This is a genomic window from Janthinobacterium paucivorans (assembly GCF_051380805.1).
Lineage (GTDB): Bacteria > Pseudomonadota > Gammaproteobacteria > Burkholderiales > Burkholderiaceae_D > Janthinobacterium > Janthinobacterium lividum_D.
On sequence record NZ_JBNYXR010000017.1, the window covers coordinates 52,694 to 76,324 of the forward strand.

Here is a 23,631-nt window from a genome sequence, read left to right on the forward strand (position 1 = left end):
AGAATGGGGCAAGCTGCTTGCATGCAAGCGCATGCGCAGCGCTTGCCCCACTTCTTTGCCACCCCACTAGAATATAAAGAGCCGAACATGACGCAACTATCCCGTACCGGCGGCCAGATCCTGGTCGATGCCCTGCAGATCCATGGTGTCGACACCGCGTTTGGCGTGCCTGGCGAAAGCTACCTGGATGTGCTCGACGCCCTGCATGACTCGGGCATCCGCTTCATCATCAACCGCCAGGAAGGCGGCGCCGCCTTCATGGCCGAAGCCTACGGCAAGATGACGGGCAAGCCGGGCATCTGTTTCGTCACACGCGGACCGGGCGCTACCAATGCCTCGATCGGCGTGCACACGGCTTATCAGGATTCCACCCCCATGATCTTGTTCATCGGCCAGGTAGGCAATGATTTCGTTGACCGCGAAGCGTTCCAGGAAATCGACTACCGCCGCATGTACGGCCAGATGGCCAAGTGGGTGGCACAGATCGACCGCGCCGAGCGCATCCCCGAGTACCTGGCGCGCGCCTTCCAGGTGGCCACCAGCGGCCGCCCAGGCCCGGTGGTGCTGGCCCTGCCGGAAGACATGCTCATCTCGCTGGCCACGGTGGCTGACACGCGCGCTTACCAGCCCGTGCAGGCCGCGCCATCACAGACGCAGCTACAGCAGCTGCGCGCCATGCTGGCCGCCGCAAAGCAGCCGCTGGTCTTGCTGGGTGGCACCACCTGGACGCCGCAAGCGTGCGCCGACCTGCAACAGTTCGCCGAAGCGAATCACTTGCCCGTCGCCTGCGCCTTCCGCTTTCAGGATTTGCTCGACAATGCCCACCCGAACTATATCGGCGACGTCGGCATCGGCATCAACCCGACACTGGCCGCGCGCGTGAAAAATGCCGACCTGGTCATCGCCATCGGCCCACGCCTCGGTGAAATGACGACGGGCGGCTACACTTTGTTCGACTCGCCCGTGCCGCGCCAGCGTCTGGTGCATATCCACACGGACGCCGAAGAGCTGGGCAGCGTTTACCAGGCCGAGCTGATGATCAACAGCGGCATGCCGCAAGTGTGCGCCATGCTGGCCGCCATGCCCCCCGTCGACGCTAGCGCATGGAAACACACACCGGCCGAAGCCAAGGCCGAGCTGGCCGCCTATCAGCAGCGCCCGCCCATCTTCCAAGATGGCCAGGCGCCGCTGGACCTGTGGCAAGTGACGCAAGAGATCATGGCGCAAGCGCCGCACGACACCATCCTGACGAATGGCGCCGGCAATTACGCCTCGTGGGCACACCGTTTCTACCGCTACGGCGGCATGCGCACGCAACTGGCGCCGACGAATGGCGCCATGGGCTATGGCGTGCCGGCGGGCGTGGCGGCGAAGATCGTGCACCCGGAACGCACCGTGATCACCTTTGCCGGCGATGGCGAATACATGATGAATGGCCAGGAACTGGCGACGGCCGTGCAATACCAGGCGGGCGTAGTCATCATCGTCTTCAATAACCAGATGTTCGGCACCATCCGCATGCACCAGGAACGCGATTACCCGGGCCGCGTCTCGGGCACGACCTTGCACAACCCGGATTTTGCGGCACTGGCCCTAGCGTATGGCGCGCATGGCGAAGTGGTGAACACTACAGCAGAATTCGCCCCTGCGCTGCAGCGGGCACTGGCGCACGCCACGGCGCACAATTTGCCGGCCTTGATCGAGCTGCGCTATGACGGCAACCTGATCACGCCGAACGCCACCCTGGCCACCATCCGCGCCACGGCGGAAAAAGCGCAGGCAGCCAAATAAGCGTGCTGCAAGGCGAGAAACAACAGAGGCCCGGTCGATACCGGTAATGCCGTTCAGTTAGTGTGTTAGTGGTGCTATTTTTAGCCCAAGAACCAGGACAGGGGTCGGACCCTGAGGGGGAATGTGCTTCAATGGAGCACATTCCGATCACGAAGTGACCGCCCCCAGCTCTTTGCCTCTGGGGTTAGCAAATTTACTGGCGCTCATAAATCACGCCAAAACCCTTAACTGAACGGCATTACGGTCGATACCGGGCCTTTTTCATGCGCAGGTGAACACAGTATCAGGCGACGGGCGCCTCGCCGCCACCCTGCACCGTAATGCTCTATCTGGCCCTATCCTGCACTATCCTGCACTATCCTGCACTATCCTGCACTATCTTGCGCTGGCAACTGCGCCGGCGCTTCCGGCAGCGGCGGACATGGCGTGCAATGCTTCAAGGGACGGCCAAAATCGCGCACGCGGCTCAATTTCATGGGCATGCGCACATTGCCGCCACAGTAATCACCGTCCAGGGTCAGGGTTTGCCCATCCCTGGAAAACTTGCCGACGATGGTGCGTTCTTCGCTGTCGGCACCGGCGATGGTGAAATCGAAGGCGCCCGTGGCGGCGTCGAGGTTGACGTCGTTGGCGACGATAGGCCAGCTCAGGGCACCGGCCGTGAATTCATAAATGACGGAATCGGCCTCGGCAAAGCGGTGCAGGGTCACGCGTTGGCCGCCGATTTCGCCGCTATCTTTTTGCAGGCACAGGTCCGAGTAGACGCTCACGCCGTAACGTTCCAGTCCAGCGGGCTTCTTGCCCTTGGCTGCAGCGAGGACGGCACCGCTGGCACTGGCGAGCAGCAGCGCGGCCAGCATGGCAGCCAGGCGCGGCGAGGTGTATGCATACATGGCATTCCTTTACTTGAGTAACAGCACCATTATAACTGGCGCCGCACATGCAAAAACGCGCCGCCAGGCCGAAGCCAGACAGCGCGTTTCTTTGCTTGCAGCATCCCCGAAGGGATGCCTTGGCGGTACTAAGCTTCGCTTGCGCGAATATTAGAACGAGTGACGAACACCAACGTTGAAGGCTTTGTCGCCCGTACCAACATTGCTGTTGTTACCAACGGTGTAGCCAGCGTTGTTTTTGTTCTTGATCTTAGCGTACGAAGCGTAGGTGCTGGTGCGCTTCGACAGAGCGTACGAGTAGCCCAGTGCCCATTGATCAGCATCAGCGTTCGTAGCAGCTTTGTCGTTCGTGCGGATGAACGAAGCCATCACGGTGCCAGCTGGGCCAACAGGTACGGTTGCGCCGACCAGCAGGTTGGTGCTGTCGTTGCTGTAAGCAGCGGTGGTGTAATTGAACGACTGAGCTGCGGTGAACGAACCGTTAGCGTTTTGCGTAGCATTGTTACCAACACCGCTGTTGTCGCCTTTGTTGACGCCATATGCCAGGAAACCCTTAGCAACTGCGAAGTCGTAGTTAGCTGCAGCCAACCAGTTACGTGCGCTACCTTTGTTGCTGGTAGCGGATTCGTTGCTGGTGGTGTTGTATGCCAGACGAGCATTCAAAGGACCGTTGCTGTAACCAGCCGACGCGCCGATTTGACGGCCGTATTTGTTCGAATCAGCTTTTTCGCCGAAGCTGTAAGCTACGTCAGCGTCAAAGCCGCTGAAGTTAGGCGAAGTGTACAGCACGGTGTTGCTGGTGCGGGTCAGCGCTTTCGATGGGAACAGGTTCTTGGCGGAACCAGCGTAGCCAACTGCGAATGGATCAGCAACTTTCGACAGGGTGTTGTACCAAGGCGTGTATTGTTGACCCAGGGTCAGGGTACCGGTGGTTTTGCTGCTCAGGCCAACGTAGGCTTGACGATTGAAGATCGAACCAGCTTTGTCTTGCGTACCGCTGTCAACGTTGAAACCCGATTCCAGAACGAACATTGCCGACAGGCCGCTGCCCAGATCTTCGGTGCCTTTGAAGCCCAGACGGGAAGCCGAAGCAACGCCGCTGTCCAGTTTGTTGGTGTTGCCGGCTTTGCCGCCGCGCTCGCTGACGAAACCAGCGTCAACGGTACCGTAGATAACAACGCTCGATTGAGCTTGGGCTACACCAGTGGCTGCTGCCAGGACTGCCAGGGTGATCAGAGTTTTTTTCATTGCGATTTCCTTTAATTTTTGAAGCAAAAAGTAATACAGCCTATGCATCTCGAGCTGCGCTCTAACAGAGCGCTTTTTATGAGTGAGGGCAAGGTCTCCACCTGCCACATTGCTGTTCCGATCAGGGGAACATTCATGTCGATATCGGCACGCTATTGCGCCGATAAGCTTGAAGGCTGCATAACGACCGTCATTCGTGCGCCGGTTCGGTGCTCAAATGGCACCGGAAACGGCACTATAACCAGCGTTTCACATTCCATCAAGTTCCCACATGTTACTTCCGGTACCAGTCCGGGTGCCTTTTCAGGTATCCCGAGCATCGCCAACCGTACTACGCGACAGGGCTAGCGCCCCTTACCAAGCAATGCATGGACCTGATTAACCATTCCATCATAGCGCATGGCTTCATGCCATCCGTTGTATTAGTGCAACAGTATCAGGCGAGTGATTAAAACATCAACATGCTTTAGCCACGATTTCCCGTCGAAGATTTACGCGACAAAGCACTCAATTTGTCAGGTGATCGTGGATAAACGGGAAGAAGCATACACGGCATCGCCAATATTTGCTGCCGGATGCACAAAAGTGGGAAATGACGTGCCCTTTTTTGGTGCGTTGCCGCATTATTCAGGGGCGTAGGGACAAATTTTCACGTCGACGTACATGCAAAAAAAATAGCCAGAGTATTAACTTAATTACTGACTTAACGGTAACTTAAATTATGCGCGTAGAAATGTTTTCCCTGTTTTCCAGTGCGTGCACCGGCTGGCCGAAAGGAAAGGATGAGGACGACTCTTGCTTGCAAATTGCGCATCAATTGAAACAATTTCTTACAATGTTGCCTTCTCAATATTTTGATATATTTGTGTCAAAAAAACTACACATTGATCGAAATCACGTTTCCCACGGTGCGGTTTCACGCAGTGCATCTTTTGCTTTTTTGCTTAAAAGCATCAAAAAGCACGCTCAGCGCTGACTTGCTCGCCGGAGCATGCGCATAAAACCGCCCAGCAGAGGCAGTTTTTCATACAATTCTTCGGCGGCATCCCAGTAATCGCGGTGCAAGACCACCCGCCCCTGCGCATCGAAGCGCACATGTGTTGCGCCGCGAATACATTGTTCGCCAGATACCAGGCGTTTCATGCGGAAACGAAACTCCCACGTCAGGAAGGCTTGCGCCCCCTGTCCCATACTTTCCAGCACGACAAACCGCGGCACATCGACTTGCACGAACATATGCTTGAAGATGGCCAGGATGGCGGCATGTCCCGCCACTTCGTTGAACGGGTCCTTGAAATGCGCGTCTGGTGCATACACGTCGCCCAGCTGAGCCAGGCTATCCATGCTCAAGTGCTCGTAAAACGCCACCAGGCGCGCCAGCGCAAGCTCCATCTGCGCCGCGTCCAGCATGCTGGCGCTCATAGGCCCGTCACCTTGCGGATCAGCCAAAAATAGGCACGGTAGGGCAACAGCCGCGCCAGGCGCAGCATATTTGTAAAGCGTTTGGGAAAGTGAATGTGAAACTGGCCCCGTTCGATGCCGTCGAGCATCGCGACGGCCGCGTCGTGCGCCGTCATCAAGGCAGGCATCTTGAAATCATTGCGCGCCGTCAGCGGCGTGGCGACAAAACCGGGATTGATTTGATATACATCAATCCCACGTCCGTGCAAATCCAAATACAGCGACTCCGTCAGGTTGATCAGTGCGGCCTTGCTGGCACCATACGCCAGCGCTTTCGGCAAGCCGCCGTAACCGGCCACCGAGGCAACGATGCCGATGCCACCACTGCCCTGGCGCAACAGCCACGGCAAGGCCTGCGCCAGGCAGTTGAAGACGCCGCCCACATTCAAGGCCAGCAAGCCCTGCGCCGCGTCGAGGTCGAAATTATCGGCGCGCATGGATTGATAGCCGCCAGCGACCACCAATATCAGATCGATATGTGCCCACTGCTGCTGCAATTGCGCGCAGACGCCTTGCAGTTGCGCGGGCTCGGTGATATCGAGCGGCAATGCCTGCGCCAGCGGCTGCCCCTGGCACAGCAGCTCCAGGCTGGCACGATGGCGGGCGGACAAGGCCACGCACGCGCCCTGCTCCAGCAGCAAGGTGGCGCACGCGGCACCGATGCCACTGGAGGCGCCGATGATCCACACGTGCTTGCCGGCCCAGCTGCTGATCTTGCGATTCATGGGGCCGCCTGTGGGCGCTTGCTAAACGATAAAGTCACAGCGCCCAGGTTGAAGCCGAATTTGCTCATGGCAGCACGGTTGAGCATAACCTTTTCATCCATCAGAAACATCCAGTCTTCGAAGTCAACGTGGTAGACCGTGCCATCGACGGGCAGTGCCAGCACGTATTGCCAGCGCAGCGCATTGCCAGCCACTTCGCCGGTGGCTTCTCCGATCACGTCGGGCGCCGTGCCGATGAAGCGTCCGGGCGCCGTCTTTCGCAGCGTCCACACGCGCCGCTGCTTAGTGCCGTCCGAATACGTGAAATCCTCGTCCAGCGTGCCGCTGTCACCCACCCAGCTAGCCCGCATGACCACCGTGAAGCGCTTGACCACCTTGCCCGAACGGTCCTGGAAAATACCGTGGGCATCGAGCGTGCCATTGAAGTACTGTTGCAAATCGAGCACGGGCAGTTCCTGTGCGTAGGTGGCCGGCGTGGGCGGCGTGGAGCAGGCGGTCAGCGCCAGCAGCAAGGCCGTCGCCGTGATACCGCGCCGGTAATATTTCATGAGCTTCATCGTCGCTTCTCCCTGGGTTGACTATCTATATGTTGTAAAGGCGCGCGCCACAGCAGCAGCGCCGCCAGCAGTTTCAGCGCACAGGGCAGCAAAGCGTAAGCCGCCGACAAGGCTGGCAAGCCACTGCTGCTGCCCGGCACATAGCCGAGCCAGGCCAACAGGGGCAAGGCGATGCCGGCAGCGAGCGCCAGGCTCATTTGCACGCCCCAGTTCCACCAACCGAAATACGCCGCCTCATGCCGACCGGCATGGCCTGCCGCGCCGATCAATCCCGCCAGCAGGGCCGGCGGCAGGGCCAGGTCGGCGCCCAGTGCCAGACCGGACAGCAGGCAGATGCTGGCAAAGCCCCAGGCCGCGCCTGCCTCAAGGCCATACGCCCAGACAAACACGGAGGCGGCCAGCAGCATGGCGCCGCCCCACGCACGCGCTTCGCCAAAGCGGCGCGCCAGGGCCACCCACAGGGGCATCGACGCGGCTGCCGCGCAAAAATACACTATCAGGAATGGCCCGGCGTAATGCTCGAGGCGCAAATAGTCGCCGGCAAAGAACAGGAACAGGGTGGCGGGAATGGCGGCGGCCACGCCATTGACGAGCAAGACGGCGAACAGCCAGCGAAATGCACGCTGGCGCAAAGGAAGCTTCCAGCCGCTACCAGCGACCACGCCTGCGGAACTGCGCAAGGCCGGGCGCGGCGCTCGCGCCAGCAGTAGCGCACCCGTCGCCAACAGGCAGACGGCAAAGGCCACTGACAAGCCATCATAGCCGAGCACGGAGGTCAGGGCCGCCGCCAGGATCACGCCGAGCAAGCCGCAGCCTTCGCGCACGGCCGCCACCCGCGCCCGCTGCGTGGGTGCCTGGCTCAGGGCCGCGCCCCAGCTCTGGTGCGCGATGCCGGCCAGGCCATAGGCGGTATATACCAGCAGCAACGATGCCAGGAACCAGGCCAGGGTGGCCCCATGCGACAGCGATGGCGGATGGAACAGGGCACCAAAGCCCAGCAGCAGCAAGGGCAGCGCGGCACCGACAAACACGGCATAGCTGCGCCCGCCGCGCGCCATCCAGGCCCCCAGGGCCGGATCGATGAAGGCGGCAGCGATGCGCGCCGCCAGCAGCACGGCGCCAATCTGCGCCAGATCAAGGCTGCTGCGCTGCGCGTAAAACGGCGCCACATAAATGTAAATGGGCAGCGCCAGCATGGCCAGCGGCAAGCCGAACAGGCCATACTGGAACAAGGCCGGCAAGGTCAACGCGCTGGCACCGGAACTCATGGCAGCGGTGCCGCATGCTGCAACAACGCACCGCGTAGCTTGGGCGCCGTCGAAGCGGGCGACAGCCAGATGGCGAAGAAGGCGCGCGCGAAATCGCCATCGCTCACGTCGGCCAGCACCTTGCCATCGAGGTAAAAGCGCACGCCGGGCGAGATACCGGCCCGGTAAGCGCCCGCGATGCGCTGGTCTTCCTTGACGTCAGGAAAAATACGCTGCATGGTCGCTAGCCACCCCAGGCGCTGGGCCTCGGTGCCGACGCCAATTTTCTGCATCTGTTCATAGCTGGCCTCGGCGATCTTGTTGCCATCGAGAGCGCGCGCGTAGCGCAATTCCAGCACAAAAGGTGCCGTTGCCGACGCGGTGCCCTGATAACCCTGCGTACCGACCCAAAGCTGCGCCCGATAAATACGCATGCCGAACCACTTATACTCGCCCTCACCCGCCAGGCGAGCCTCGGGCACGTCCGCATTCACAAAGGCCGGCGGCGCGGCCACGGCAGCGTACATACTCAAGTACAACACAATAGCAACAAGCAAACGGCGCATGATTACTCCTTGACCAAGGTAAATTGCATGACATCGGTGTTATGCGCCTGAAAGGCAGCCTCGCAATAGGCGAGGTAAAACTCCCAGGTCAGCAGGAAACGGCCGTCGAAAGCCTGCTTTTCGAGCGCCGTGCGCTGGGCCAGGAAGCTGGCGCGCCACAGGCGCAGGGTTTGCGCATAATCGAGGCCAAAGCTGAAGGCGTCCGCTACGCGCAAGCCTTGCGCTTCGGCGGCGCGGCGAAACTCGGTCGGCGAAGGCAGCATGCCGCCCGGGAAGATGTATTGCTGGATAAAATCGGTGCTCTTGCTGTAGCGCTCGAACAAGGCGTCGGCGATGACGATGGTCTGGATGCAGGCGCGTCCGCCCGGCTTCAGGTTGCGCGCCACGCATGCGAAATAGCCGGGCCAGTAGCTTTGTCCCACCGCTTCGAACATCTCGATCGAGGCGATGGCATCGTACTGGCCATGGCTGTCGCGGTAGTCGCACAGCTGCAAATCGGCCTGCGCCGCCAGCCCCGCATCTTGCAGGCGCTGGCGCGCATACGCCAGCTGTTCGGTCGACAAGGTCAGGCCCGTCACGTGGGCGCCGTAGTCACGCGCCGCCGTTTCCGCAAAGCCACCCCAGCCACAACCAATTTCCAGCACGCGCTGGCTCAGCTGCGACTGCAGTTGCAGCTGGTCGGCGATACGCCGGTATTTCGCAGCCTGCGCCTGTTCCAGGCTGGCGCCTTCGGTAAACAGGGCGCTCGAATACGTCATCGACGGGTCCAGCCACAGCTGATAAAAGGCGTTGCCAATATCGTAATGGGCATGGATATTCTTCTTGCTGCCGGCACGCGAATTGCGGTGCAGCAGATGGCGCATCTTGTAAATCAAGTTACCCCACCAGTTGCCGTAGATCAGGGACTCGATCTGTGCACGGTTGCGTATCATCAACTCGATCAAGCCCGGCAAATTGTCGGTGCGCCAGTCGCCGGCGATAAACGTTTCGGCAAAGCCGATGTCGCCCGAACGCAGCACGGCCGCACACAGGCGCCAGTTGTGCAAATCGAGGGTAACGGGATGGCTGCCATCGCCATACAGCACGATACGCCCATCCGGCGTGCGCAGGCGCAGGGCACCGCCTTGCAATGCTTCCAAGAGGCGCAGAATAATGCGCCCGGCGGCGGGCATGTCCCTCTGTTCATGGACGGGCGCGGGAGTAGGGCTGCGGCGCCCATGCAGGCCGGTCGGCAAGGAATCGGAGCTCATCGGGACACCTTTTCTTGTGGAGGTAAGGGTTTGCTGAAAAACGGGACGCGGCGCAGCCACAGGCGCAAGGCTTGCCAATGGATGCGCGCCATCACGCCAAACGTCATCAGTGGGTAGCGCAGCAAAGCCCAGGCGATGGCGCCATCGCGCAGCGGCTGCGCCGTGCCGGACAAGCTCGTTTCCAGAATCGGACCGTCGAGATCGTCGTAATCGACCCGTGCTAGGTGGCGCTCGCCGTCCTGCTCGCTGTTGCGCAGGAAACGGAAACGGTACGCCCCTTCCACCTTGCAAAACGGCGAGACATGAAAAATCTTCTTGGCACGCAACTCGCTGCCATAGGCGATGACGGCGCCGTGCTCGAGCAGGTACAGATGGCGCTCGCCAAAGGTATTGCGCACGTCGCACAGCACGGCGCGCAGCGCGCCGTCGGGACGGTGGCAAAACCAGAAACTGATGGGATTAAAAACATAGCCGAACATGCGCGGCATGGTTTGCAGCCAGATTTCACCATCCGCGTCCAGCACGCCATGCTGGCGCAGCAGGCCATCGATCCACGCCAGCAACGGTGTCGTGCCATCGCCATGGTCGCTGTCGCGAAACGCCAGCACATTGGCGCCGTTGCGCGAAATCATGCGAGCCGGGAAATCCTGGTTGCCCAGGCTGCGCAAGGGCAAGCGCAAATAGAACATGCCATAACTGAAAACATGCGTGCGCGGACGCAGCCGTGCATGGCGCACCCGTCCCAGGCACAGCTGCGGCTGCGCCGGCGCGGCTTGCGCGGAATCACGCGGCATGCACCAGCTCCGCAGACGCCAGGCCCAGCAAGCTTTGCGCCACGCCCAGGCCCGACTTCAAGCCATCTTCATGGAAGCCATACCCGGTCCAGGCACCCGCAAACCAGGTGTGCTGCGCACCCTGGAAACCGGCCAGGCTCGCCTGGGCGGCAATGGCTGCGCCATCAAACACCGGGTGGGCATAGGAAAACTCGTCGATGATGGTCGCCGGGTCTGGTTCGTCGAGTGGATTGAGCGAGACGATGACGGGCGTGGAAAATGGCAGCGGCTGCAACTGGTTCAGCAAATAATGCACGCACACCTGCGGCGCCTCGCCGTGCGCGGCCGGCCTGCCCTGGTAATTCCAGGCCGACCAGGCGCGGCGGCGTTGCGGCAGGCAGGATGTATCCGTGTGCAGCACGGCCCGGTTGGGCTGGTAGCGCACGGCTTCGAGTACCTTGCGCTCGTCGTCGCGGATATCGGCCAGCAAGGCCAGCGACTGGTCACTATGGCAAGCGAGCACCACGTGATCGACATGCTCGACGCCCCCAGCCGTGTGTAGCTCGACCGTGCGTGCGCCGCCGTGCTGCTGGCGGCGCACGGCCAGTACGGGGCACGCCAGACGCTGCTGGGGGATGCCCTCCAGCAATTTTTCCACATACACGCGCGAGCCACCGCGCACCGTGCGCCATTGCGGCCGGTCACTCACTTGCAGCAAGCCATGGTTGTGGCAGAAACGGATGAACGTGGCCAGCGGAAAGGCCAGCATCTGGCGCGCCGGACACGACCAGATGCAGGCGGCCATCGGCAGCAAATACCAGTGGCGAAATTCGTCGCCGTAGCCGTGCAGGTCGAGAAAATCGCCCAGCGACATGGCCGGCCCCGGCACGCTCGCCGTAGCCAGAGCGCTGGCCTGGCGGTTGAAACGCACGATGTCGCGCAGCATGCGCAAGAAGGCGGGGCGCAGCAGATTGCTACGCTGGGCAAACACGGTATCGAGATTGGCGCCCGCCCATTCCAGCACGCGGGCATCGGGCGTGGTGCCCAAGGGCATTTTGACGGAAAACGACATATCGCTATCGGCTGCCTCGACACCGAGCTCCTGGAACAGTTGCACCAGGTTCGGGTAAGTAGCGTGGTTAAACACCAGAAAACCCGTGTCGACGCCATGCGTGACGCCGTCGAGCGTGACATCCACCGTATGACTGTGACCGCCAAAATACTCACCCGCCTCATACAAGGTCACATCCTGGCCAGCCTGCGCCAGCCGATACGCGCAAGACAAACCGGCAATTCCCGCTCCGACGACGGCGATTTTCATGGCTGCACCCGTTTCATGTTTTCCTTGGACGAAATAAATTCATAGTCAGTCAAATATTGACCTATGTCAATCGGCTCCTTGAGCCATTCTAAAACTTATACGCCGACAATTTTCAATTGGATTCAGCTATTTGCAGCGCAGCGATGGCAGAGATAAATACCGCGCGTATTCTGTTGGCATGCGAGCCTATACAAATATTGCGCAAGCGCTGACTGGATCGCGGATTTCGGCTAGCCGCGCAATGTTGCCAATCGAACAGTAAAGCATGAAGGGCTGGGCGCGCTCTGGTAAAATAGTCCGCAACAACAGTGTCCGGCGCCGCCGGGCCTTAGGTCAGCACCCGCCACCACACATCCATGTTTAGTTTCTTCAAGAAAAAACCCGTCACTCCCGAGGCTGCGCCAGCCGAGCCCCTCGTTCTTCCTGCCACCACGCCGCCTGCCGCGCAGCCGGGTGCTGCTCCCCTGAGCGGCGCGCCGGCCGAGCTCGTGCCCGTGATCGTGGCCGCTGAACCCGAGAAAAAATCGTGGATGACGCGCCTGAAGGCCGGCCTGTCGAAAACCTCGAACACCTTATCCGTGCTGTTCGTCGGCGCGAAGATCGACGACGCGCTGTACGAAGAGCTGGAAGCGGCGCTACTGATGTCCGACGCGGGCATCGACGCCACCGAATTCTTGCTGACGGCATTGAAGAAAAAGGTCAAGGAAGACAAGCTGCTCGACGCCGCCGCCGTCAAGGCCGCGCTGAAGGTGCTGTTGATCGACCTCTTGAGCCCGCTGGAAAAACGCTTCGAGCTGGGCCGCCACAAGCCGCTGGTGATGATGATTTCGGGCGTGAATGGCGCCGGCAAGACCACTACCATCGGCAAGCTGGCCAAGCACATGCAGTCAAATAATCAATCCGTGCTGCTGGCCGCGGGCGACACCTTCCGCGCCGCCGCGCGCGAACAATTGATGGTCTGGGGCGAGCGCAACAACGTCACCGTCATCTCGCAAGAATCGGGCGACCCGGCCGCCGTGGCCTACGACTCGGTGCAATCGGCGAAAGCGCGCGGCATCGACGTGGTCATGGTCGACACGGCAGGGCGCTTGCCGACACAGTTACACTTGATGGAAGAATTGAAGAAAATCAAGCGTGTGATCGGCAAAGGCATGGACGGTGCGCCGCATGAAATACTGCTCGTCATCGATGGCAATACGGGGCAGAACGCGTTGACACAAGTCAAGGCCTTCGACGATGCCCTGCAGCTGAGCGGCCTGGTGATCACCAAGCTGGACGGGACCGCCAAGGGCGGCGTGCTGGCGGCGATTGCCCGCGTGCGCCCGGTGCCTGTGTATTTCATCGGCATCGGTGAGAAAATTGAAGACTTGCAGCCTTTCGTGGCTGCCGAATTTGTCGAAGCGCTGCTCGGATAAGCCTATACATGATTGAATTTCAGCACGTCTCCAAGCAATACTCTTCCGACGCCGTGGCGCTCAGCGACATTTCGCTGAGTATTGCCAAAGGCGAGCTGGTCTTCCTGGCCGGCCCGTCCGGCGCCGGCAAGTCAACCCTGCTGAAAATGATCGCCGCCATGGAACGCCCCAGCTCGGGCAAGCTGATCGTCAATGGCCAGGACATGGCAAAGATCAAGCCAGCGGGCGTCCCCTTCCTGCGCCGCAACATGGGCCTGATCTTCCAGCAGCAAAAATTATTGAACGACCGCTCCATCCTGGCCAACGTGATGCTGCCGCTGCTGGTCGTGGGCGCACACAAGGCGGCCGCCGAGCAGCGCGCGCGCGCGGCCCTTGACAAGGTGGGCCTGCTGGACCGCGCCATGGCGCGCCCCCTGTCGCTGTCGGGCGGCGAACAGCAGCGCGTCTCGATCGCGCGCGCCATCGTCAACCGGCCACAGATCATCCTGGCCGACGAACCGACGGCCAACCTCGACCGCGCCAGCGCCAACAAAGTGCTCGACGCCCTGAAAGCGTTTCATTCGGTGGGCGTGACCTGCCTCATTTCCAGCCATGACGAACAGATGCTCGACGCCGCCGCCCGCGTGATCCACTTGAAAAACGGCCAACTGGTAGCCATCGACAAGGCCACGCAGGCGCCCGTCTTCGCACCGCCCGATCCCGATTTCGCCCCGCCCCTCAACCCGGACGACGCACAGGGAGAGCAGGCATGAGAGGCTGGTTCCGTCAACACCGCTTTGCGCTCGGCTCGGCGCTGATCCATTTGCGCAAGTCGCCGGGCGGCTTTTTGTTGAACGTCGTCGTCGTTGCCATCGCCCTGTCGCTGCCATTCGCCGGCTTGACCATGCTCGACAATGTGCGCCCCATGTCGGAACAAATGTCGGTCGACCCGGAAATCAGCGTTTTCTTGAAAATAAGCACACCGCGCGAACAAGCAGTGGCCCTGGCCAGCGCCATGCGCAAGATCGTCGGCGCGCAACAGGCGAAGATCGTCTTCATCCCGCGTGAACAGGCGCTCGACTCGCTAAAAAACAAGAATGGCCTGGCCGACGTGCTCAGCACCCTGGGTGACAATCCCCTACCCGACAGCTATGTGCTAAAGCTCGATGCGTTCGGCAGCGCCAGCGAAGCGCAGGATGTCGATGCGGTGGCAGAACAATTGCGCCACCTGCCATTCGTGGAGTCGGCGCAAGTCGATTCGGCCTGGGTCAAGCGCCTGGCGGCCCTGCTGGGCGTGCTGCGCCTAGTATTGTTGCTGCTCGCCATTACCCTGGGTGTGGCCGTGATCGCCGTCGTCTTCAATACCATCCGCCTGCAAGTGATGCAGCAGCGCGATGAAATCAGCATCTCGAAATTGATCGGCGCCACCGATACCTTCATCCACCGCCCCTTCTATTACACGGGCGCCCTGCTGGGCCTGTGCGCCGGTGCGCTGGCCCTGGGCGCCGTAGCGCTTGCGTTGCAGCCACTCAATAGTGCGATTGCCGAATTTGCCCGCCTGTATGCGTCTGAATTCCAGTTGGTGCCGCTGGCACCGCTGCCGATGGCGGGCTTGCTGGCCGTCAGCGCCGGCCTGGGCCTGATCGGCGCCTTCCTCTGCGTGCAGCGCCATCTGGCGCGCCTGAACTGACCTGCCCTTCCATGGCGGCGCCGCTGGCGCCGCCATGCGTCACAGCGCCACAGCGCCACTTGTCGGGCGCTATCCGATACGCTAATTATCTTGATGTTTAGCAAGTATTATTAAGCTACTCTTCAGCTTGCGACCGTAGACTAGCCCTGTTGTCGCCAAGCGCCGTGCGGCCCTTTCGGGCGCGTCCGAAAGGGCGCATACTAAGGTGGTCAAGCGCCCTGGGGGTGCCTTTTGTAAAAATTATTGGCAGATGAATCGTCATAGCATTTAGGCTATCGGGATGATTAAAAGTGCTGATTGGCACTCTCAAGCAGAGAGTGCTAATATAAGCACATACCAAGCGCAGAACCGCCATCAGCCCCATCAGCGCCAGATATAGGTGGCGCCACGATCCGCAAAGTACAAGACCGAATACGCAAAACTGAACAGACAATCGGGCCATGTCGCGTGACATGGCCGACTGGAACAAAGCAAGACTACGAGGGAGAAAGCATGACTATGATGTCCGCAACGTCCGCATTGGTTCCGACCAAAAATAATGCACTGGGCCTCGGCTTCACTGGCAATCTGGGCAATATCGACGCCTATATCTCGGCCGTGAACCGCCTGCCCATGTTGACCCACGACGAAGAAATTTCGCTGGCAAAACGCTTGCGCGAAAAAAACGACTTGGCTGCCGCGCAAGAACTGGTGCTGTCGCACCTGCGCCTGGTGGTCTCGATTGCGCGTGGCTACCTGGGCTATGGCTTGCCACACGCCGACCTGATTCAAGAAGGTAATATCGGCTTGATGAAAGCCGTAAAGCGCTTCGACCCGGACCAGGGCGTGCGCCTGGTATCGTACGCCATGCACTGGGTGAAAGCCGAGATGCACGAGTACATCCTGAAAAACTGGCGTCTGGTCAAGGTGGCAACGACGAAGGCACAACGCAAACTGTTCTTCAACCTGCGCAGCCACAAGACGGGCCTCGATGCGATGACGCCCAAACAGATCGATGCACTGGCCAAGCTGCTCGACGTCAAGCGCGAAGAAGTGATCGAGATGGAAACGCGCTTGAGCGGCCGCGATATCGCCCTGGAATCGCCGACCGACGATGAAGACGACAAGTTCTCGCCAATCGCCTACCTGGCGTCGGAACATAGCGAGCCGACCAAGGTACTGGAAGCGAAACAGGTGACGCGCCTGCAATCGGAAGGCCTGGAAACGGCACTGTCGAAGCTGGACGCCCGTTCGCGCCGCATCATCGAAGCGCGCTGGCTGGCCAACGACGATGGTTCTGGCGCCACCCTGCATGCTTTGGCAGAAGAATTCGGCGTATCGGCCGAGCGCATCCGCCAGATCGAAGTGGCGGCGCTGAAAAAAATGAAGGGCGCGCTGGCCGCCTACGTGTAAGCACAAGCAATGCCGCAATGCAAAAGGCGCCGCAAGGCGCCTTTTAGTTTTATGACTTGATGTTTATCAACAGATAAACATGGCAGGCGATTAAGCTGCAGCCAGGCCCTTGAGCAAGGTTTCAGCGACCAGTTCATTCAGATCCGCATCGCGCTCCTTGGCCAGGGTCTGCAATTGCAAGACCAGATCGCTGTTCAGCTTGACGGCGAATGGCACCAGGCCCAGCGCCTGATCGCGCTTGCGCTGCTCGCGACGGTCGATGACCACCGCTTCCTTACCGAATGCACCGGCGCCGGGAACATTCATCTTTCCCATCAGTTTCTTGGCATCGCTTTTCGCCAGGGCAGTTTTTTTCATGGTTGTTTCCTGATTTTCAAAACAGCCATTCTACGCAGTAATCGGCGTGCCGCGTGGGCCGGCGCATCAATTCATTCGCCACGCGCCAATGGGGCGCCGCAGAAATATCATTTTGCTATCATTATCCCATGCGTGGACGCCACGCCGGGGACGCTTTACCTGAAAGGAAAAACATGGCTTATTTAAACGGCTCTGATCGTACCCTGCTGCTTCCGCTGCTGCTCTCCCTGCTGATCGCCTGCCTGGCAATGCTGTCTGGCTGCGGCGCGGCTGGCAGCGCCGGCGAGGCGGAAAACACACCACGTAGCGTCAGCCACGTGCTCTCGCCGGGCGAACAGGTTGCCATCACGGCCACCGATACCCTGAAACTGGAGCGTGTCAACGACAGCCGCTGCCGCAAGGGCGCCGTATGCGTGTGGAAAGGCTACGTCAGCTACAGCTTCAGTTTGCGCAACAGCGCGGGCGCCACGGACATCGTGTTGTCCGATTCCATGCCCGGTGCCGCCAGTTCCGTCAGCGTCCAGCACTTGACGTTCACGCTGCTCGACGTCGACCCGGCCACGCCGCCGGCGCTGAACGAGGCCGCGCCCACGTATCGGGTCAAAGTAAAAATCACGCAGGGCGCGCCCGCCGGCTAAACGCCAGGGCGCGCAGACTACCCCTCGAAGACAGGCAATCGCGCGTCCTCGGGTGTCAGCGCTATCTTCAGCAAAATGAAGCGGTGAAAATGTTATGTCGCATCGATATTTTTCCAGCTAAAAAAATGACACGCACGATGAATCGTGAGTGTCATTAGCGCAAGGATTCCAAGCGCCCGGCTGATTTAGATCAACCGACTACGCCTGCGCATGTAGCTGCGGCTTAATGCACCTTCCAATTCCTGCTCCGTTTTATGCTGGTTCACCGTGTACAGGGCCCACAGGGCCGCCGGCACCCAGCCGATCACAGTGCACTGCAAGATCAAGGCGGCGGCACCGGCCAGCGGGCGCCCCAGCATAAAAAACGTGAGACACGGCAGTAGCAAGGCTATCAGCAATCGCATCACAACATACTCTCCTTCAATGTAGAGCAGCGGACAATGGCCGGTATCCGGTCCGTCCCCCGCCCGCTGCGTACTGCTCCTTAATAACGTCTGGCAAAATCGTCGCGAGCGTAGGCGAGTTGTGGCCGAGAAGCGCAGCTGTGCGTAGGCACAGTGAGCATCGCAGGCCGCAAATCGCGGCGCGCAGCAGATTTGGCCTGACGTTTATAGATGCACAGCAATCTGCGGCATCAGGTCGTCGAAGGTGCGACCGTTGCCGTTTTCGCCGATGGCGTGCATCTTCCATTCGCCGTTATGGCGATACAACTTGGCCATGATCTGTGCCGTGTGGGAACCTTGCACAGACAGGTTGAAACGCGCGACTTCCTGGTTATTGCTGGCATTCAAGATGCGGCAATAGGCGTTTTCTACCTGCGCGAAGTTCTGGCCGGTAAAGCTGTTGACGGTGAAGACCAGGCTTTTCACATGCGCCGGCACGCTCGACAGATCAACATTGATCTGTTCGTCGTCGCCATCGCCTGCGCCCGTGCGGTTGTCGCCCGTATGAACGATGCTGCCGTCCTTGCTTTTCAGCTGGCGGAACCAGACGATATCGGACGTGCTCTTGTTCTCGTCGAACATGACGCACGAAGCGTCCAGGTCGACCGCTTCGGTCTTCGAACCGAAGCCAAGGAAACCCTTGGTCTTGACCGCATCCCATCCCAGGCCCATGGTGATACGGCTCAGGGTGGTACCAGCTTCTTTGTCCAGAGAAATCTTCTGGCCCTTGCTCAAATTGACAGACATACGCATTGCTCCTGTTTGTTTAGTTGCATCAAGTACTAATTACGCCGGCTTGCTTTGTGTCCAGGCGAGGAAGGCTGCGCGGTTACGCGAGCACACGAGGATTTTCCCCGTGCCTGAAAATTTCAGCACCATGCCCTCGCCGCTGGTCTGGCTATTGATCAGATTGCCCAGAAAGCCACCGCTACTGCCGGTCGTCATGGAAATTTCATATTGCAGGCTGCTATCCCAGCATACGACGTGCGAGTTATCAATCACCACGTCCTTGCCAGGCGTCACTTCGAGTATCGACATGGCGCCAAAACCAGACACCGCCAATTGGCCGCTGCCTGCCGTCTCGGTGATGAAAAAACCACCGCTCTGGGCAAACAGCGCATTACCCAGGCTTTGCGTGCGCACCTTCAATTCCACGCCTGCACTGGCCGCCACGAAGGCGCCGTCACTGATCATGTATTGCTGGGCACCGAGCTCCTTGCCCACATCAAGCACCCGCATCGCGCCGGGCAAGGTGGGCGACAGCAGGCAATCGCCGTCGCCCCGCACGGCCTCGATATGCTGCTGAAAGAACGATTCGCCGTTGGCAAAGGTGCGCATCAGCGCAGCGCCGATGCCGCCCGTCATCTTGCCTTTCAGCTCAAGATTGGTTTCCATCATCACCATCGCGTTAGATTCGCAATAAATCTTCTCGCCCTTGGCCAGCGACACATGCAGAAACGGATCGACGTCCCCGGTAATATTGAAAACTGGCATACCTATTCCTTCTTCAACTAGGTGATGATGGTGCCGGCCCGCACTGCGGACCGCCCTGACTCTACAACTTAAACGCCAACACCGAACGACGCTGCCAAAGGACCTAAACCGCCCTTGTAGCCCTGGCCGATGGCCTTGAATTTCCAATCGGCGCCATTGCGGTAGATTTCACCAAAGACCATGGCCGTTTCCGCCGAACCGTCTTCCGACAGGTCGAAGCGGGCGATTTCCGTGTTGCCGTTGGCGTTCACGCAACGCACGTACGCTTTGGACACCATACCAAAGTTTTGCTTGCGTGCCTCGGCATCGTGTATCGTCACGCAGACGGCAATCTTGTCGATCTCGGCTGGTACCTTGGCCAGGTCGACGATGACGGTTTCATCGTCGCCATCGCCGGCGCCGGTGGTGTTGTCGCCCGAGTGGGTGACGGAAGCGTCGCTCGATTTCAGGTTGTTGTAGAAAATCATGTCGACGTCGGCGCGTACCTTGCCGTCGGCCTTCAACAGGAACGCGGAACCGTCGATGTCGAACGCGGCGCCATCGGTGGCGCGGGCATCCCAGCCCAGGCCGATGATCATTTTCGACAGGCCAGGGGCTTCCTTGCTCAGGTTGACGTTGCCGCCTTTTTGCAGACTGATTGCCATGATGTATTTCTCCTATGTGAAATAAAGTCCAGCTAATGAAATAAATAACACCTGGCGCCCTCCACCGGCCTGACTCCCCAGGCCAGCGGCGGCGCTTGCTACAACTTGCCGACAAACCGGTGTAGTCGTTTGCCGCGCATTCTTTACGCTACTGTTGCCTTGACGGCTTCCAGCGCTTGCGTCTTGCCCTCTTCGTGCGCCATCCTGCGCTTGTAACGGATCGACGACCATAGCGAGGCGAGAATGAAGGCCACCCCAATCAGACCCGTAAAGATCTCGGGAATGTGAAACTTCATGCTGGCCAACATGATTACGGCCAGGATACCGATCGCATAGTGCGCGCCGTGCTCCAGATAAACGAACTCGTCGAGTGTACCCTTGCGTACCAGGAATACCGTCATCGAACGCACAAACATCGCGCCGATAGCCAGGCCCAGCATGATGATCACGACATCCTTGGTGATGGCAAACGCGCCGATCACGCCATCAAAGCTGAACGAGGCGTCGAGCACTTCCAGGTACAGGAAGCCGCCAATACCGCCGCGCTTGACGATGTCGCCCACGTTGCCGTTGCCGTTATCACCTTCCAGCAAGCCGCTGACCACATCGACGCCGACGTAAGTGAGGATGCCCCACAGGCCAGCCGTCAAGACCACCAGCTTCTGGCCTTCTTCGATCATCGACAGGCTGGCCATCAGGGTGCCCAGTGCGATCATCACGGAAAGCGAGGAAATTTTGCCCAGCGCGCCCAGTTTCTCTTCAATACGGCCCAGCCAGTGCGTTTCTTTTTCCGAGTCCAGCAGGAAGTTCAGGAAGACCAGCAGCAGGAAAATGCCGCCAAAGGCCGCCACTTCCGCATGGTGGTTCGTCAGGTGCATCGAATACTCTTCCGGATTGCTCAGTGCCAGATTCCATACTTCCAGCAAGCCCAGGTCGGCCGCTTGCGCCACGATGACCAGCGGGAACAACAGGCGCATGCCGAACACGGCGATGATGATGCCCACGCCCAGGAACAAGCCCTGCCAGAACTTGTCCCAGTTCTTCAGCACCGAAGCGTTGACCACCGCATTGTCGAACGACAGCGACACTTCCATCACGCCCAGGATCACCGCGATACCGAGCGCTGCCAGCATCGTTTGCACGCCACCGTGCGTGTAACCCCACCAGGCGGATATGCCCAGGCAGATAAATGTCACTAGAAATGACACTCTGAAATGCTTCATCGATAGTTCCCTTTATCTCAATTCAATGGAAGCCAGTATAGGGATGTGTGTAACATTTAAAAATAGAAGATAATGGAAGTGTTACTTCGTAAAAACAGAAGATAGAGAGTGCAGCGATGAAAACCACCGGTTTCAATTACCGCCATTTGTATTTCTTTTGGGTAGTCGCCAAGGAAGGCGGCGTGACGCGCGCGGCTGAACGGCTGGGCTTAGCCGTGCAAACCATCAGCACCCAGCTGGCCCTGCTGGAAAAGGAACTGGGTAAATCCCTGCTGCAGCCGCAGGGGCGGCGTTTGGTGCCGACGGAAGCGGGCCGCCTGGCGCTCGGCTATGCGGACCAGATTTTTTTGCTCGGCGAACAGATGCAGGAAGCGCTGGCCGATGCGGACGCGGAAAAAATGCGCCTGACGGTGGGTATTTCCGATTCCCTGCCGAAACTGATGGCCTATCGCATGCTCGACGCCACGCGCAGCCTGGAGCAGCCCGTCAAGCTGGTGTGCCTGGAAGATGAATTCGAGTCCCTGCTGGCCGACCTGGCACTGCACAAGCTGGACCTGGTGCTGACGGACCGCGCCGTGCCGGCCGGCGCCAGCCTGCGCGTGTCGAGCCACCTGTGGGGCGAAAGCGCCATGAAGCTGTTCGCCACGCCCGCGCTGGCCGCACAATACCGCGAAAATTTCCCGCACAGCCTGCACGGCGCGCCATTTTTACTGCCGGCGCGCAATAACGCCCTGCGCGGGCGCATCGATGAATGGATGGTGCAGCAAGGCGTACGCCCCGACGTGGTCGGTGAATTCGAGGACAACGCCATGCTTAACGCGTTTGGCCGCAAGGGCCTGGGCCTGTTCTTCGCCTCGGCCAGCCTGGCAGCCGACATCGAGGAACAGTTCGGCGCCGTGCTGGTGGGCGACGCCTCATCCCTGCGCGAACAATTTTACGTCATCTCGAACGAGCGCAAGATCATGCACCCGGCGCTGGATGTGATCCTGGCCGCCATCCAGAGTCGCCCCAGGATTCACAAGGAAATCTGATAAATCCATTCGAAAATAACGTTTGAATAATTAATCAAAAGCGATTGTAATGAAGCCTGCAACAAACACGCGCCCTTCCCTCGACGGCAGGGCGCGACCACCATAAAAAAACAGGAGCAGCAGCATGTCCACGGCAGGCAAGACCATCGATATTCCCGATCTCATCAATAACAACAAGATCGGCTCCTTCCAGGTCGGCATGCTGATCCTGTGCGGCCTGTGCGTCATCATGGATGGCTTCGACGTACAAGCGATGGGCTATGTGGCGCCCGCCATCATTGCCGACTGGCACGTCAGCAAGGCCAACCTGGGCCCCGTCTTTGGCGCGGGCTTGCTGGGCATGCTGGTCGGCTCGCTCGTCTTCAGTATCACGGCCGACAAGTTCGGCCGCCGCCCGGTGCTGATCGGCTCGACTATTTTCTTTTCGCTATGCATGCTCGTCACGCCGCTGGCCACCAACATTGAACAATTACAGCTGATCCGTTTCATCACGGGACTGGGCCTGGGCGCCGTGATGCCGAACGCCATGGCGCTGGCTGGCGAATACAGCCCGCTGCGCAAGAAAGTCACCCTGATGATGCTGGTGTCTTGCGGTTTTACCCTGGGCGCCGTGCTGGGCGGCTTGCTGTCCGCTGCGCTGATTCCCGCATTCGGCTGGCAATCCGTGTTCTACGTGGGCGGCGTGGTGCCGCTGATCATCGGCGTGCTGATGTTCTTCCTGCTGCCGGAATCGATGCAATTCCTGGTATTGAAGAAACGCAAGCTCGACAAGGTGGCGCAATGGCTGAAACGCATCGACCCGACGCTGAGCATCACGGCCGAGACCCAGTATGTCGTGCATGAAAAGGAACACAAGGGCGCGCCCGTGCTGCGATTGTTTACGGGTGGTCGCGCCAAGATGACGATTTTGTTGTGGATCATTAACTTCATGAACTTGCTGAATTTATATTTCCTGTCCAACTGGTTGCCGACCATCGCCAAGGAAGCGGGCCTGTCCACGGCCAACGCCGTGCTGGCCGGCACGGCCCTGCAAGTGGGCGGCACCATCGGCACCCTGGTCATGGGCCAGCTGATCGACCGCTCCAGCTTCCGCCGCGTACTGCTGCCCTGCTTCCTGGTCGCTGCCGTGGCAATTGCCCTGATCGGCCGTCCCGACGTGTCGCTGGCTTTCCTCTTCATCACGATTTTCATCGCCGGCTTTTGCGTGGTGGGCGGGCAGCCTGCCGTGAATGCCCTGGCGGCCAGCTACTATCCGACGACCCTGCGCTCGACGGGCATCGGCTGGAGCTTGGGCATCGGGCGCATCGGTTCCATCATCGGCCCCGTGCTCGGTGGCGAGCTGATCCGCCTGAACTGGCCTAACAGCACGATTTTCCTCGTCGTCGCCATCCCCGCCATCGTCTCGGCGGCCATGCTCTTTGTCATGCCCGGCGGGCAGCAAACGGCGGCCAAAGACTAAAGCAGCCTGAACAACCGAGCGCGCGCGCGCCGGC

24 protein-coding genes are annotated in these 23,631 nt (G+C 59.8%); 8 read left to right on the top strand and 16 right to left on the bottom strand.

Going from position 1 to position 23,631, the window contains the following annotated elements; translation table 11 throughout:
- The first annotated feature begins 87 nt into the window (after positions 1 to 87).
- Positions 88 to 1,791 carry a thiamine pyrophosphate-binding protein gene (locus ACQ4V8_RS18570; protein ID WP_029496155.1) on the top strand — a complete coding sequence of 568 codons (1,704 nt, stop codon included), beginning with the start codon at positions 88 to 90 and terminating at the stop codon, positions 1,789 to 1,791.
- Positions 1,792 to 2,156: 365 nt separating this feature from the next.
- Here the strand turns inward: ACQ4V8_RS18570 and ACQ4V8_RS18575 are convergent, their stop codons facing one another.
- The 10 genes from ACQ4V8_RS18575 to ACQ4V8_RS18620 form a co-directional block, all read right to left on the bottom strand.
- The gene (locus tag ACQ4V8_RS18575; protein WP_436571981.1) at positions 2,157 to 2,684 is read right to left on the bottom strand and encodes a hypothetical protein; all 528 of its coding nucleotides are present in this window, start codon (positions 2,682 to 2,684) and stop codon (positions 2,157 to 2,159) included.
- Between the two features lie 150 nt (positions 2,685 to 2,834).
- Positions 2,835 to 3,932, bottom strand: a complete 1,098-nt coding sequence (locus tag ACQ4V8_RS18580) for a porin (RefSeq protein ID WP_010394918.1) — start codon at positions 3,930 to 3,932, stop codon at positions 2,835 to 2,837.
- Between the two features lie 966 nt (positions 3,933 to 4,898).
- Complete coding sequence (locus tag ACQ4V8_RS18585; RefSeq protein ID WP_010394917.1) at positions 4,899 to 5,354, bottom strand: nuclear transport factor 2 family protein; 456 nt, start codon at positions 5,352 to 5,354, stop codon at positions 4,899 to 4,901.
- Positions 5,351 to 6,118, bottom strand: coding sequence for an SDR family NAD(P)-dependent oxidoreductase (locus ACQ4V8_RS18590; RefSeq protein WP_010394914.1), 768 nt, complete (start codon positions 6,116 to 6,118; stop codon positions 5,351 to 5,353). Before ACQ4V8_RS18590 ends, ACQ4V8_RS18585 begins: the two co-directional genes overlap by 4 nt.
- The gene (locus ACQ4V8_RS18595; RefSeq protein WP_010394912.1) at positions 6,115 to 6,675 is read right to left on the bottom strand and encodes a DUF3833 domain-containing protein; all 561 of its coding nucleotides are present in this window, start codon (positions 6,673 to 6,675) and stop codon (positions 6,115 to 6,117) included. The genes ACQ4V8_RS18590 and ACQ4V8_RS18595 overlap by 4 nt, the downstream gene beginning before the upstream one ends.
- On the bottom strand, positions 6,672 to 7,943 hold the full coding sequence (locus tag ACQ4V8_RS18600) for an MFS transporter (protein WP_436571982.1): 1,272 nt from the start codon (positions 7,941 to 7,943) through the stop codon (positions 6,672 to 6,674). The genes ACQ4V8_RS18595 and ACQ4V8_RS18600 overlap by 4 nt, the downstream gene beginning before the upstream one ends.
- Positions 7,940 to 8,488 (bottom strand): chalcone isomerase family protein, encoded by a 549-nt coding sequence (locus ACQ4V8_RS18605; protein ID WP_010394906.1) that lies wholly within the window; start codon positions 8,486 to 8,488, stop codon positions 7,940 to 7,942. Before ACQ4V8_RS18605 ends, ACQ4V8_RS18600 begins: the two co-directional genes overlap by 4 nt.
- Before the next feature lie 2 nt (positions 8,489 to 8,490).
- Entirely contained in the window at positions 8,491 to 9,738 is a 1,248-nt protein-coding gene (locus ACQ4V8_RS18610) for a class I SAM-dependent methyltransferase (protein ID WP_029496153.1), read from the bottom strand.
- Complete coding sequence (locus tag ACQ4V8_RS18615) at positions 9,735 to 10,532, bottom strand: DUF1365 domain-containing protein (protein WP_010394902.1); 798 nt, start codon at positions 10,530 to 10,532, stop codon at positions 9,735 to 9,737. Before ACQ4V8_RS18615 ends, ACQ4V8_RS18610 begins: the two co-directional genes overlap by 4 nt.
- The gene (locus tag ACQ4V8_RS18620) at positions 10,522 to 11,832 is read right to left on the bottom strand and encodes an NAD(P)/FAD-dependent oxidoreductase (protein ID WP_010394901.1); all 1,311 of its coding nucleotides are present in this window, start codon (positions 11,830 to 11,832) and stop codon (positions 10,522 to 10,524) included. The genes ACQ4V8_RS18615 and ACQ4V8_RS18620 overlap by 11 nt, the downstream gene beginning before the upstream one ends.
- Positions 11,833 to 12,188: 356 nt before the next feature.
- Between ACQ4V8_RS18620 and ftsY the strand changes: the two genes are divergently transcribed.
- The 4 genes from ftsY (at position 12,189) to rpoH (ending at position 16,308) form a co-directional block, all read left to right on the top strand.
- Positions 12,189 to 13,247, top strand: coding sequence for a signal recognition particle-docking protein FtsY (ftsY, locus tag ACQ4V8_RS18625; RefSeq protein ID WP_196856239.1), 1,059 nt, complete (start codon positions 12,189 to 12,191; stop codon positions 13,245 to 13,247).
- Positions 13,248 to 13,255: 8 nt separating this feature from the next.
- A complete protein-coding gene (locus tag ACQ4V8_RS18630) occupies positions 13,256 to 13,999 on the top strand; it encodes a cell division ATP-binding protein FtsE (protein ID WP_010394898.1) in 744 nt (247 codons plus the stop codon).
- Positions 13,996 to 14,916, top strand: coding sequence for a permease-like cell division protein FtsX (gene ftsX, locus ACQ4V8_RS18635; RefSeq protein ID WP_010394896.1), 921 nt, complete (start codon positions 13,996 to 13,998; stop codon positions 14,914 to 14,916). The genes ACQ4V8_RS18630 and ftsX overlap by 4 nt, the downstream gene beginning before the upstream one ends.
- Before the next feature lie 498 nt (positions 14,917 to 15,414).
- Positions 15,415 to 16,308, top strand: a complete 894-nt coding sequence (gene rpoH / locus ACQ4V8_RS18640) for an RNA polymerase sigma factor RpoH (protein ID WP_010394894.1) — start codon at positions 15,415 to 15,417, stop codon at positions 16,306 to 16,308.
- Positions 16,309 to 16,398: 90 nt separating this feature from the next.
- Here rpoH and ACQ4V8_RS18645 read toward each other — a convergent pair whose 3' ends face one another.
- A complete protein-coding gene (locus ACQ4V8_RS18645) occupies positions 16,399 to 16,665 on the bottom strand; it encodes a hypothetical protein (RefSeq protein ID WP_010394892.1) in 267 nt (88 codons plus the stop codon).
- A gap of 173 nt (positions 16,666 to 16,838) precedes the next feature.
- On the opposite strand from ACQ4V8_RS18645, the gene ACQ4V8_RS18650 reads away from it, so the two are divergent.
- A complete protein-coding gene (locus ACQ4V8_RS18650) occupies positions 16,839 to 17,303 on the top strand; it encodes a hypothetical protein (RefSeq protein WP_010394890.1) in 465 nt (154 codons plus the stop codon).
- Between the two features lie 185 nt (positions 17,304 to 17,488).
- On the opposite strand, the gene ACQ4V8_RS18655 is transcribed toward ACQ4V8_RS18650, so the two are convergent.
- The 5 genes from ACQ4V8_RS18655 to ACQ4V8_RS18675 all read right to left on the bottom strand — a co-directional run bounded on the left by ACQ4V8_RS18655 (position 17,489) and on the right by ACQ4V8_RS18675 (position 21,107).
- Positions 17,489 to 17,707 carry a hypothetical protein gene (locus tag ACQ4V8_RS18655; RefSeq protein ID WP_010394888.1) on the bottom strand — a complete coding sequence of 73 codons (219 nt, stop codon included), beginning with the start codon at positions 17,705 to 17,707 and terminating at the stop codon, positions 17,489 to 17,491.
- Between the two features lie 204 nt (positions 17,708 to 17,911).
- Positions 17,912 to 18,493 (bottom strand): TerD family protein, encoded by a 582-nt coding sequence (locus ACQ4V8_RS18660; RefSeq protein WP_010394886.1) that lies wholly within the window; start codon positions 18,491 to 18,493, stop codon positions 17,912 to 17,914.
- 39 nt (positions 18,494 to 18,532) lie between these two features.
- Positions 18,533 to 19,240 carry a TIGR00266 family protein gene (locus ACQ4V8_RS18665; RefSeq protein WP_436571983.1) on the bottom strand — a complete coding sequence of 236 codons (708 nt, stop codon included), beginning with the start codon at positions 19,238 to 19,240 and terminating at the stop codon, positions 18,533 to 18,535.
- A gap of 68 nt (positions 19,241 to 19,308) precedes the next feature.
- On the bottom strand, positions 19,309 to 19,884 hold the full coding sequence (locus tag ACQ4V8_RS18670; RefSeq protein WP_010394880.1) for a TerD family protein: 576 nt from the start codon (positions 19,882 to 19,884) through the stop codon (positions 19,309 to 19,311).
- Between the two features lie 143 nt (positions 19,885 to 20,027).
- Positions 20,028 to 21,107 carry a DUF475 domain-containing protein gene (locus ACQ4V8_RS18675; RefSeq protein ID WP_029496151.1) on the bottom strand — a complete coding sequence of 360 codons (1,080 nt, stop codon included), beginning with the start codon at positions 21,105 to 21,107 and terminating at the stop codon, positions 20,028 to 20,030.
- A 116-nt stretch (positions 21,108 to 21,223) separates the two neighbouring features.
- Between ACQ4V8_RS18675 and nhaR the strand changes: the two genes are divergently transcribed.
- Both nhaR and ACQ4V8_RS18685 read left to right on the top strand, forming a co-directional pair.
- A complete protein-coding gene (gene nhaR, locus ACQ4V8_RS18680; protein ID WP_010394875.1) occupies positions 21,224 to 22,138 on the top strand; it encodes a transcriptional activator NhaR in 915 nt (304 codons plus the stop codon).
- Positions 22,139 to 22,262: 124 nt separating this feature from the next.
- Complete coding sequence (locus tag ACQ4V8_RS18685; RefSeq protein ID WP_436571984.1) at positions 22,263 to 23,597, top strand: MFS transporter; 1,335 nt, start codon at positions 22,263 to 22,265, stop codon at positions 23,595 to 23,597.
- Positions 23,598 to 23,631 lie beyond the last annotated feature (34 nt).